Raw genomic sequence first — 10642 nt, forward strand, 5'->3', positions numbered from 1 at the left:
GCTCCGACGATCCCCGCTGCGCCCGCGGCCCTGCCGGCGTCGGGAATGGCCGGCGGCCTTACTGGCTGCCCGGACCCTTCGCGAGGCCGGCCAGGGTGAACAGGTCCACCGACAGCTTGGCGCCGATCACGAAGGCGTCCGGGATCGGCTTCGGGCGGAACGGGAAGCGCGTCTGGTCCGGGTCGATCACGTATTGCAGGTTCGGCATCAGCCGCACCGCCGGGGTGAGCTGGATGCCGTAGCTCAGCTCGAGGATGGTCTGCAGGGATTCGACGTTCCGGGTGCCGAGCCCGAGCGCGCCGCGCGCCGCCCGGATGTTGGCCGTGCCCAGCGGCGAGAGCTTCTCCATGGCGAAGACGAAGCCGAGGGTGTCGTAAGGCCGGCCCGGGACGGTGCCGGTCAGCACGGCGCCGCCCTCCAAGAAGAAGTCCTGGGTCTGCCGGCCGCCGGTCCCGCCGATCGCGACGCCGAAGACCGACAGGCCCTGGACGCCGTTCGGATCCGGCCGCCACACCATCTGGTCGAAGCGGGCATAGACCGCCGAGCGTCCGAACCGGGTCAGCGGATCGAGGCCGCTGAAGACCTGGGCGCCGCCCCGCTGGTCAAATACGGGATCCTTGTAGTCCGATCGGTCGAAGACGACGCCGACGCTGTAGTTGCGCGGCAGCGGATCGTTGCCGAAATTGGTCGAGTAGCCGACCTCCACGGGCACCAGGACTCCGGTGGCCCCGTTGGTCGACCAGTCGATCCCGTTCCGGGTCGGCAGCTGGTCGCGGGGGTTCACCTCGTAGATGCCGGCATGCAGGAATACCGTGTCGTTGATCCAGGCCTTGGCATGGCCGCCCCAGGTCGCGATCGGCCAGTAGGTGAAGTTCGTCAGCTTGAAGATGGATTTCGGTGCGCCGCAGGTCGCGTTGTTCTGGAAGTTGCAGTAGAGCGGCGAGCCCAGGAAGTTGGGGTTTGCGAGAAGCCGGCCGACCTCGATGTCGAGCCGGTTGTCGAGCAACTTCTGCTCGTAGGACAGCAGGGTGAGATGCGCGGTCTGGCCGCCGCCGTAGATCTCCTGCACGCTGCCGTTGAAGCCGATGTCATCCTGCGCCAGGCTCCGGCCGTGGCGCTGGGTGACGACGGTGTGGACGGAGCCGCCGTCGATCCCGGCGAGGCGGCCGAGGTCGGCGTCGAGGCCGAACGCGACCTGGCCGGCATAGGCCGATCCCTGCCGGATGCCGCCGGACGGGTTGGCGGCGAACTCGCCCGTGTAGTTCAGGACCATGCTGATCCCGTTGCCGAGATCGAGGGTGCCCGGCGGCAGGCTGGGCGGCGCCGCGCTGCTGCCCTGCACGTCGAGACTGGCCGCGGCGCTGCTGGCGCCCGCGGCGCTCCGCGCCTCGCGGATGACCCGCCGCCGGGCGCGGTTCGCCCGGTACCGGGCCTTCTGCGCCGGCCTGGCCTTCGGTCCCGGATTCACCAGGGACGGTCCCCCGTCCGGCGCCGTCGCCGCGCCCTGCGCGGCCGCCGGGCGCGCGCCCGCCGTGACCGTCGCGGCGCAGAATGCGAGCGCCGCCCATCGCCAATGCTTATCCATGTGTGACTCCCCCTTAACCGCGCGGCCTTGCCTGGCTCTGTCGCGTTCGTGTCCCGCAGGCGCTCCCCCCGGTCAGTCCGTGAAGGCCTCCACCGTGCGGCGCTCGCCGCGCATGAAGGCGTCGGCGGCGTGGATCAGCGGATTCAGGTCGACGTCGCTGGCGCCGGAGCGGACCAGGGCGGCGAAACGGTCGTAGAGGCCGCGGTACTCCGCTTCGGGCGGGAGCGGCTGGTCGCGGCCGCCGATCGTCAGGGCGGCGCCGCCCCGCGACAGGTTCAGGGGGCCGTCGTCGGTCTCGATGCGGATGTCCCAGGTCTGCGGCCCGGTCTGGCGCCAGTCGAACCGGGCGCGGATCGGGGTGCCGGCGGCATCCGCGAAGTGCAGGTCTGCGGCGATCGGCGCCTGCCGGTTCTCCGGCACCGACAGGGTCGCGCCGGTCAGGAAGAAGGGCGGCAGGATGTGGGTGGCGATCGACAGGGCGTTGATCCCCGGATCGAACACGCCCATCCCGCCCGCGTCCCAGATCCAGTCCTGACCCGGATGCCAGTGGCGGACATCCTCCAGCCACGCGATCGCCACCGACCGGATCCGGCGGCCCGACAGCCAGCGGCGCGCGGGCTCCACCCCCGGCGCGGAGCGGGAGTGCCAGCTCGCGAACAGGCTCACGCCCCGGCTCCGCGCGGCCTCCCTGAGGAGCCCGACCTCGGCGAGCGTCGCCCCCGGGGGCTTCTCGAGGAAGACGTGGCGGCCCGCCGCGATCCCCGCCAGGGCCGCCGCGAACCGCGCCTGCGGCGGCTGGCACAGGGCGATGGCGTCGAGGTCGCCGTGCGCCGCCAGCATCGCCTCGAGGGTGGGGTAGCTCGGCACGCCGTCGAGGCCGCCGTGCCGGCTCGCCACCGCCACGAGGCTGTAATCCGGCGAGGCGGCGATGACCGGCAGATGCTGGTCGCGGGCGATCTTGCCGACGCCCACCAGCCCGATGCGGATCGGATTCGCCCTGAACGAGTCCGCCATGGTCAGAGCACCCGCACGGTCGTGTCGGCGGCCGGGGCCAGAGCCAGCGGGTTGCGCAGGGGCCGCGTGAACGGTGCGGCCTCGATCTCGAACACGTCGCCGGGCCGGGTCGCGACGCCGTCGCTGAACGACAGGGTCGCGGTCCCGAAGAAGTGGACGTGCACGTCGCCGGGGCGCCGGAACGTCGCGTACTTGAAGTGGTGCCGCTCCAGGTTGGCGATGCTGTGGGACATGTTGGCCTCCCCGGAGAGGAACGGCTTCTCCCAGAGCACGGCGCCGTCCCGCAGGATCCGGCTGGTCCCGCGCACGTCCGGCGGCAGCGCACCGAGCCACAGCTCCGGGCCGAGGGCCGCCGGGCGCAGCTTGGAATGGGCGAGCCACAGGTAGTTGCCGCGCTCGGTCACGTGGTCGGAGAACTCGTTCGCCAGGGTGAAGCCGAGGCGCACCGGCGCTCCGTCGGCATCGATCAGGTAGATCCCGGCGATCTCCGGCTCCTCGCCGCCGTCGCGGGCGAAGGCCGGCGAGACCAGCGGCTCGCCGGAGGCGACCAGGCAGGATCCGTCGCCCTTGTAGAACCATTCGGGCTGGACGCCGGCCTCGCCCGGCGCCGGCTTGCCGCCCTCGACGCCCATCCGGAACATCCGCATCGAATCGGGCGGCGCCGGGTCGGACGCCGCCGCGCGGTGCATCGCGTCGCGGCCCTCCGCCGAGCCGAGATGCGTCAGGCCGGTGCCGCTCAGCAGGAGATGGGCGGGATCCGGGTGGTCGACGGGCGGCAGGAGCCGGACGGCGTCGAGGTCGACGGGCGCGCCGAGCCCCGCCCGGTCCGCCGTCGCGGCCAGATCGTCCCCCGCTGCCAAGGCTCGGCGCGCCAGGGCGAGCACGCTGTCGACGCCGAGCACCTGCCGTGCCCGGCCGTCGGCGAGCAGCGCGACGCCCCGCTGCCCATCGGCAAAGCGGAATTGTAGGAGTGATCGTCCCATCCGTATCCTCCCGGGGACGACCACACAGGGGCGTCCTGAACGCGCGGCCGTCGAGGGTCGCGCGGCGGCCTGTCAGCGGCCGGGTTGCGGGTCGAGAACGCCGTCGATCCGGCGCGCGAGATGCCAGGGATTGTCCGGGCGCAGGGGCGGCGGCAGCAGCGCGTCGGGCAGGTCCTGGTAGCAGACCGGCCGGAAGAACCGCTCGATCGCCAGCGTTCCGACCGAACTGCTGCGGCCGTCCGAGGTCGCCGGGAACGGGCCGCCATGCACCATCGCGGGGGCGACCTCCACGCCGGTCGGCCAGCCGTTCGCCAGGACCCGTCCGGCCTTGCGGGCCAGCAGCGGCACGAGCCCGGCGGCGAGATGCTCGTCCGCCCGGTCGAGGTGCAGCGTCGCGGTGAGCTGGCCGCCGAGGGTTTCGAGGAGCCGGGCGATCTCCGCCATGTCGGCGGCGGCGACCAAGAGCGCCGCGGGGCCGAACATTTCCTCGGCGAGCGCCGGATCGGCTAGGATCCGGCCCGCCTCCGTGCGCAGCAGGCAGGCGGGGGCGCCCCCCGGCCCGGAAGCCGCCCCGCGCGCCGCGACCGTCACCCCCGGCCGGGCCGCCATCGCGGCGACGGCGCCCGCGAACCGGTCGCGGATGTCGGCGGTGAGCAGGGTGTGCGGCACGCTCTTCCGGATCGCCGCGCCGGCGGCCTCCGCGAAGGCGTCGAGGTCGGGGCCGGCGATCCCGATGAGCAGGCCCGGATTGGTGCAGAACTGCCCCGCTCCCAGCGTCAGCGACTGGACGAAGCCCGCCGCCAGGGATGCGTTCCGCGCCAGCAGGGCGCCGGGCAGGAGCAGGACCGGGTTGACCGCGCTCATCTCGGCGTAGACCGGGATCGGCTCGGGCCGGCCGGCTGCCACCCGAATCAGTGCGAGCCCGCCCGCCCGCGACCCGGTGAAGCCAACGGCCTTGATCCGCGGATCGGCGACCAGCGCGGCTCCGAGTGCCGTCGAAGGCCCCGGCAGGTAGGAGAATGTGCCCGCGGGCAGGTCGCAGGCGGTCACCGCCGCGCGCACGGCCTGCGCGACCATCTCCCCGGTCCCGGGATGGGCCGGGTGACCCTTGACCACCACCGGGCAGCCCGCCGCCAGGGCCGATGCGGTGTCGCCTCCCGCCACCGAGAAGGCCAGGGGGAAGTTGCTGGCGCCGAACACCGCCACCGGGCCGACGGAAACGTGGCGCCGGCGCAGATCCGGTCGAGGCAGCGGCTGTCGTTCGTGCTGCGCCGGATCGATCGTCGCCCGGATCCACGAGCCGGACCGGACGAGGTCCGCGAACAGGCGCAGCTGCCCGACCGTGCGGGCACGCTCGCCCTCCAGCCGGGGGCGGGGCAGGCCCGTCTCGGCCATCGCCCGATCGATGAGGGGCGCGCCGAGGTCGGCAAGGCCCTCGGCCACAGCTTCGAGAAAGCCTGCGCGTGTTTCTGGAGCCGATTCCGAGACTTGCGGGAACGCCGCCTCGGCCAGGGCGCAGGCGGCTTCGACCTCCGCCGGACCTGCGGCTGAGATCGCCGGCTCCAGGACCGCCCCGGTGGCGGGATCGACGGCCCGGAAGACCTCGGCGGTGATCACGTCGGCGGCGCCGACCAGGGCGCTGCCGCGGATCGTGACGGATCCTGGCGACTCATTACTCATACAATTAAGCTAGGGCAGTTCGTCTCCTGCGGCAAGCGCAGCCGTGATCCCCGCTGCTGGGTGTTCCTCTTTGCGCTCCTACAACTTCAGGATACGATCACGCCGATCCCGCCCCGATCCGGTGGCCCGGACCGGAGGTTGACGAGGTGAGGCAGGATCGCGGTCTGGAGAACGTCACGCTGCCCCTCGCCTCGGGGTCGCGCCGCATCCACGGCTCGGTCGCCCGCGATCTGGGGGCCGCAATCCTCGGTGGCCGCTACGCGCCCGGGGACGTGCTGCCCGGCGAGATCGAATTCTCTGAGAAATTGAATGTCTCGCGCACCGCCTATCGCGAGGCGATCCGCATCCTGAGCGCCAAGGGGCTCGTCGAGAGCCGTCCGCGCACCGGCACCCGCGTGAGCCAGCGCAGCCGCTGGAACCTGCTCGACCCCGACATCCTGGCGTGGGCCTTCGAGTCGGAGCCGAGCGAGGCGTTCATCCGCGACCTGTTCGAGTTGCGGATGATCGTCGAGCCGGCGGCGGCGGCCCTCGCGGCCGAGCGGCGCTCGGGCCTGGACATCGCCCGGATGGGCCACGCCCTGGAGGAGATGGGCCGCCACGGCCTCGCTACCGAGGCGGGGCGGGCCGCCGACCAGGCCTTCCACAACACGATCCTGGAATCGGCCCGCAACGGGGCGCTGATGGCCCTGTCGAGCTCCATCGCCGCCGCGGTCACCTGGACGACGATCTTCAAGCATCGCCGCCAGGTCCTGCCCCGGGACCCGATGCCGGATCACCGCGCCCTCTACGAGGCGATCGTGGCGGGAGACCCGGCCGCCGCCCGCGCGACGATGACCGAGCTGGTCCGCCTCGCCCTCGCCGACACCGAGCTGGCGATGCGCCCCTGAGGGCGCCGCCGGCCCGGGCGCCGGCCTCAGTGGTTGTCGCGCGGCACGCCCCGCGTCTGCGCGATGCGCTGGAACGCTTCCGCCCCCTCCAGGAGGGCGCCGGTATGCATCTGCCCCACGGCGGCGCGCTGCATCGCCTGCCAGGGCGTCTGCGAGGCCGGATAGGCGTAGCCGCCCGCGGCCTCCAGATCGCTGCGGCGGCGGGCGATCTCGTCCGCACCGACCAGCATGTCGGCGGTGCCGCGGCGCAGGTCGATCCGCACCCGGTCGCCGGTGCGCAGGAGGGCAAGGCCGCCGCCGGCCGCCGCCTCGGGCGAGGCGTTGAGGATCGACGGCGAGCCCGAGGTCCCGGACTGGCGCCCGTCGCCCAGGCAGGGCAGCGCGTGCACGCCGGCCCGGATCAGCTGCGCGGGCGGGCGCATGTTCACCACCTCGGCGGCCCCGGGATAGCCGATCGGCCCGGCCCCGCGCATGATCAGGATGGTCTCCGCGGTGGTGCCGAGGCCCGGGTCGTCGATCCGGGCGTGGTAATCCTCCGGCCCGTCGAAGACCACGACGGGACCCTCGAAGGCGTCGGGATCCTCCGGGTTCGACAGGTAGCGGGCGCGGAACGCGTCGTCGATGACGCTGGTCTTCATCACCGCGGCGTCGAACAGGTTGCCGCGCAGGACCAGGAATCCGGCGGCCTCCTTGAGCGGCCGGTCGATCGGCCGGATCACGTCCTCGTCCTCGATCACGGCGCCGCGGCAGTTCTCGCCGAGGGTGCGGCCGTTCACCGTGCGCGCGTCCTCGCGGATCAGGTTGCGGCGCATGAGCTGCGCCACCACCGCCGGGAGGCTGCCGGCGCGGTAGTAATCCTCGCCGAGATAGGTGCCCGCCGGCTGCAGGTTGACGAGGAGCGGCACGTCGAGCCCGTGGGTCTGCCAGTCCGTGATGTCGAGATCGACCCCCATGTGCCGGGCGATCGCCGCCAGGTGGACCGGTGCGTTGGTCGAGCCGCCGATCGCGGAGTTGACCGCGATGGCGTTGAGGAAGGCGTCGCGGGTCAGGATGTCGGAGGGCTTCAGATCCTCCGCGACCATCGCGACGATGCGCTTGCCGGTCTGGTAGGCCACCTCCTGCCGGTCGCGGTAGGGCGCCGGGATCGCCGCCGAGCCGGGCAGCATCATGCCGAGCGCCTCGGCGAGGGTGTTCATCGTGGTGGCGGTGCCCATCGTGTTGCAGAAGCCCGTGGAGGGCGCCGACGAGGTCACCAGCTTGATGAAGCCGTCATGGTCGATCTCACCGGCCGCCAGCATCGCGCGGGCCTTCCAGACGATCGTGCCGGAACCCGTGCGCTGGCCCTTGAACCAGCCGTTGAGCATCGGCCCCACCGACAGGGCGATGGCCGGGATGTTCACGGTGGCGGCCGCCATCAGGCAGGCCGGGGTGGTCTTGTCGCAGCCCGTGGTCAGCACCACCCCGTCGAGGGGGTAGCCGTAGAGCAGTTCCACGAGGCCGAGATAGGCGAGGTTGCGGTCGAGGCCCGCGGTCGGCCGCTTGCCGGTCTCCTGGATCGGGTGGACGGGGAATTCCAGGACGATCCCGCCCGCCTCGCGGATGCCCTCGCGGATCCGCTCCGCGAGGACGAGGTGGTGGCGATTGCACGGGGACAGGTCCGAGCCGGTCTGGGCGATGCCGATGATCGGCCTGCCCGAGCGGAGCTCCTCCAGGCTGAGGCCGAAGTTCAGGTAGCGCTCCAGGTAGAGCGCCGTCATGTCGATATTGTCGGAGTTGTCGAACCACGAGCGGGAGCGCAGGGGCCGTGCAATCGGTCGGTCGGTCATTTCTGGGTCCGGTGGGCGGGGCTGGTCGAGAACCGGTAGGCGATCACGTTCCGGTAGGTCTTGCCGGGGTCGAGCCGGGCCGAGCCGAAGGCCGGCTGGTTCGGCGTGTCGGGGAAGAGCTCCGGCTCCAGCGCCAGGGCGTCCGACTGCCGGTAGGCGAGGCCGGATTTACCCACGACGGTCGCGTTGAGGAAGTTGCCGGCGTAGAACTGGATGCCTGGCTGGTTGCTCGCCACGTCGAGGACGCGGCCCGAACCCGGATCCTCGACCCGCGCCACGGGGTGCGGCTCGGCCGTGGGCGCGTCGGTCACGACCCAGTTGTGGTCGTAGCCGCGCCCGCGCACGATCTGCGCGTCCCGCCCGTCGCGGATGCGCGCGCCGATCACCGTGGGCTTGCGGAAGTCGAAGGGCGTGCCGGCCACCGGCAGGTGCGCCCCGGTCGGGATCAGGGTGGCGTCGACCGGCGTGAAGCGCTCCGCCGGTATGGTCAGGGTCTGGTCCAGGATCGAGCGGCCCGAGCCCTCGCCCGCGAGGTTGAAGAAGCTGTGGTTGGTCAGGTTGACGATCGTCGGCTTGTCGGTGGTCGCCTCGTAGGTGACCGTGAGCGTGTTCGTGTCGTCCAGCGTGTAGGTGGCGGTCGCCGTCAGGGTGCCGGGATAGCCCTCCTCGCCGTCCGGGCTGACGTAGCGGAGGGTGACCGACGGGGCCGCGCCGCCCTGGACCGCGGTGATCGTCCAGAGCCGCTTGTCGAAGCCGGCCGTGCCGCCGTGCAGGGCGTTCGGGCCGTCGTTGGTGGCCAGCGTGTAGGTCTGTCCGTCGAGGGTGAAGCGCCCGGCGCGGATGCGGTTGGCGTAGCGCCCGACGCTCACGCCGAAATAGGAGCCCTTGGCCAGGTAGGAGGCCAGATCGTCGTAGCCGAGCACCACGTCCGCGGCCTTGCCGGACCGGTCCGGCACGTCGAGCCTCCGCAGGAGCGCCCCCCACGACAGGATCCTGGCCGTGAGGCCCTTGCCGTTCGTCAGCGTCACCTCCTCGACCGTCCGGCCGTCCGGCAGCGTGCCGAACACCGTCCGGGTCGGCTCGGCCGCCCGGGCGGGAGCCGGGCTCAGGCCCGGGACCGCCGCGGAGGCGCACAGCGCCAGGGTTCCCACTCCACGCATCGCGTCCTCCCCCTCGTGATTCCGCCCGCCGCACCGGTCCTGCGCCGGCCCGCGACGGGCGCGCGGTTGACGACCGCGAATCCGGTATATACTCAGACAAATCAAAGGGACAACACGGGACCCCGGCAAGGCGGCTCGAAAAGCGGAGGACAACGCCGGATGGCAGGACCGATCGCGACCGTCGGGACGGCGGCGCCCCGGCCGGGGCCGGAGGCCGCGCGCGGCCGGGGCGGCTACCGCCCGGCCCTGTCGCTGCTGGCGAGCCTGTTCTTCATGTGGGGCTTCATCACGGTCATCAACAACACGCTGCTGCCGCACCTGCGCAGCGTGTTCGACCTCGACTACACCCAGACCACGCTGATCGAGTCGGTCTGGTTCATCGCCTATTTCGTGGCCTCGATCCCGGCGGCGAAGCTGATCGCGCGGGTCGGCTACCAGCGCGCCCTGGTGACGGGGCTCTGCATCATGGCGCTGGGCACCCTCGGGATGATCCTGGCCTCCCACCGGGTCTCGTACGCGGTCACGCTCGCGGCCCTGTTCGTGATCGCCAGCGGCATCACCCTGCTGCAGGTCGCCGCGAACCCCTACGTGGCGGTGGTCGGCCCGGCGGAGAGCGCCCCGGCGCGGCTCAACCTCGTGCAGGCGTTCAACGCCCTCGGGACCACCCTGGCGCCGCTGTTCGGCGGCACCCTGATCCTCGGCCGCTCCGCCTCGGGCAACGCCGCCGCCGGCACCGTCCTGACCCCGGCCGAGCGCTTGGCCGACGCGCAGTCGGTTCAGCTGCCCTACCTGATCGTGGCGGTGGTGCTCGTCGTCCTCGCCGTGGTCATCGCCCGCTTCCCGCTGCCCGCCATGACCGGCGCCGGCGGCGCGACCGCCCGGGGCGCCGAGGCCGCGCGCGCCGGCCTGTCGCTCCGGCGCCACCGCAACCTCGTGCTCGGCGTGCCGGCGATCTTCATCTACCTGATCGCCGAGATCGGGGTGTCGAACCTGTTCATCAACTTCGTCTCGGAGCCCGAGATCGGCGACCTGACCCACGCCCAGGCGTCGCGCTACCTGTTCCTGCTCTGGGGCGGCATGATGGTCGGGCGCTTCGGCGGCAGCTACCTGATGCAGCGGCGCTCGGCCGAGACCGTGCTGGCCGGCGCGGCGGTCGGCGCCTGCGCGGTGATGCTGGTGGCGACCTTCGCGACCGGCCACCTCGCCCTGTGGGCGCTGATCTCGGTCGGCCTGTTCCACGCGATCATGTTCCCGACGATCTTCACCTTGGGGATCCGCGGCCTCGGTCCGCTCACCGAGGAGGGGGCCGGGCTGCTGATCATGGCGATCGCGGGCGGCTCGCTGGTGGTGGTGCAGGGCTGGGCGGCGGACCGGTTCGGCCTGCAGCGCTCCTTCCTGATCACCGCCGCCTGCGAACTCTACGTCCTGTTCTACGCCCTCTGGGGCTGCCGGACCGCCGCTGCCGCGCCGCGGCCGGCGGGCGCCTGAGCGGCGGCCGGACGGGGGA

The 10642-nt window shown here is 72.5% G+C and carries 8 protein-coding genes; 2 read left to right on the forward strand and 6 right to left on the reverse strand.

The features are described from left to right. Positions 1-58 precede the first annotated feature (58 nt). The 4 genes from ACXJKQ_RS26775 to ACXJKQ_RS26790 form a co-directional block, all read right to left on the reverse strand. Positions 59-1585, reverse strand: a complete 1527-nt coding sequence (locus tag ACXJKQ_RS26775; protein ID WP_457108708.1) for a carbohydrate porin — start codon at positions 1583-1585, stop codon at positions 59-61. Positions 1586-1657: 72 nt separating this feature from the next. Next, a complete protein-coding gene (locus ACXJKQ_RS26780) occupies positions 1658-2599 on the reverse strand; it encodes a Gfo/Idh/MocA family protein (protein WP_457108709.1) in 942 nt (313 codons plus the stop codon). 2 nt (positions 2600-2601) lie between these two features. Next, positions 2602-3582 carry an AraD1 family protein gene (gene araD1 / locus ACXJKQ_RS26785; RefSeq protein ID WP_457108710.1) on the reverse strand — a complete coding sequence of 327 codons (981 nt, stop codon included), beginning with the start codon at positions 3580-3582 and terminating at the stop codon, positions 2602-2604. Positions 3583-3654: 72 nt separating this feature from the next. Next, positions 3655-5262, reverse strand: coding sequence for an aldehyde dehydrogenase (NADP(+)) (locus ACXJKQ_RS26790; RefSeq protein ID WP_457108711.1), 1608 nt, complete (start codon positions 5260-5262; stop codon positions 3655-3657). 146 nt (positions 5263-5408) lie between these two features. Here ACXJKQ_RS26790 and ACXJKQ_RS26795 point away from each other — a divergent pair, with 146 nt between their 5' ends. Continuing rightward, positions 5409-6149: a FadR/GntR family transcriptional regulator gene (locus ACXJKQ_RS26795; protein WP_457108712.1), complete on the forward strand. Its 741-nt coding sequence runs from the start codon at positions 5409-5411 to the stop codon at positions 6147-6149. Positions 6150-6175: 26 nt separating this feature from the next. Here ACXJKQ_RS26795 and ACXJKQ_RS26800 read toward each other — a convergent pair whose 3' ends face one another. Then, positions 6176-7975, reverse strand: coding sequence for an IlvD/Edd family dehydratase (locus tag ACXJKQ_RS26800; RefSeq protein WP_457108713.1), 1800 nt, complete (start codon positions 7973-7975; stop codon positions 6176-6178). Next, positions 7972-9135 carry an aldose epimerase family protein gene (locus ACXJKQ_RS26805; RefSeq protein ID WP_457108714.1) on the reverse strand — a complete coding sequence of 388 codons (1164 nt, stop codon included), beginning with the start codon at positions 9133-9135 and terminating at the stop codon, positions 7972-7974. Before ACXJKQ_RS26805 ends, ACXJKQ_RS26800 begins: the two co-directional genes overlap by 4 nt. Before the next feature lie 159 nt (positions 9136-9294). On the opposite strand from ACXJKQ_RS26805, the gene ACXJKQ_RS26810 reads away from it, so the two are divergent. Further along, the gene (locus tag ACXJKQ_RS26810) at positions 9295-10623 is read left to right on the forward strand and encodes a sugar MFS transporter (protein ID WP_457108715.1); all 1329 of its coding nucleotides are present in this window, start codon (positions 9295-9297) and stop codon (positions 10621-10623) included. The last annotated feature ends 19 nt before the right edge of the window (positions 10624-10642 follow it).

This window comes from Methylobacterium sp. P5_C11 (assembly GCF_054049775.1).

Coding starts and splice junctions, on each gene's coding strand:
- ACXJKQ_RS26775 (WP_457108708.1), bottom strand. CDS start 1,585: ATGGATAAGCATTGGCGATGGGCGGCGCTCGCATTCTGCGCCGCGACG.
- ACXJKQ_RS26780 (WP_457108709.1), bottom strand. CDS start 2,599: ATGGCGGACTCGTTCAGGGCGAATCCGATCCGCATCGGGCTGGTGGGC.
- araD1 (WP_457108710.1), bottom strand. CDS start 3,582: ATGGGACGATCACTCCTACAATTCCGCTTTGCCGATGGGCAGCGGGGC.
- ACXJKQ_RS26790 (WP_457108711.1), bottom strand. CDS start 5,262: ATGAGTAATGAGTCGCCAGGATCCGTCACGATCCGCGGCAGCGCCCTG.
- ACXJKQ_RS26800 (WP_457108713.1), bottom strand. CDS start 7,975: ATGACCGACCGACCGATTGCACGGCCCCTGCGCTCCCGCTCGTGGTTC.
- ACXJKQ_RS26805 (WP_457108714.1), bottom strand. CDS start 9,135: ATGCGTGGAGTGGGAACCCTGGCGCTGTGCGCCTCCGCGGCGGTCCCG.
- ACXJKQ_RS26810 (WP_457108715.1), top strand. CDS start 9,295: ATGGCAGGACCGATCGCGACCGTCGGGACGGCGGCGCCCCGGCCGGGG.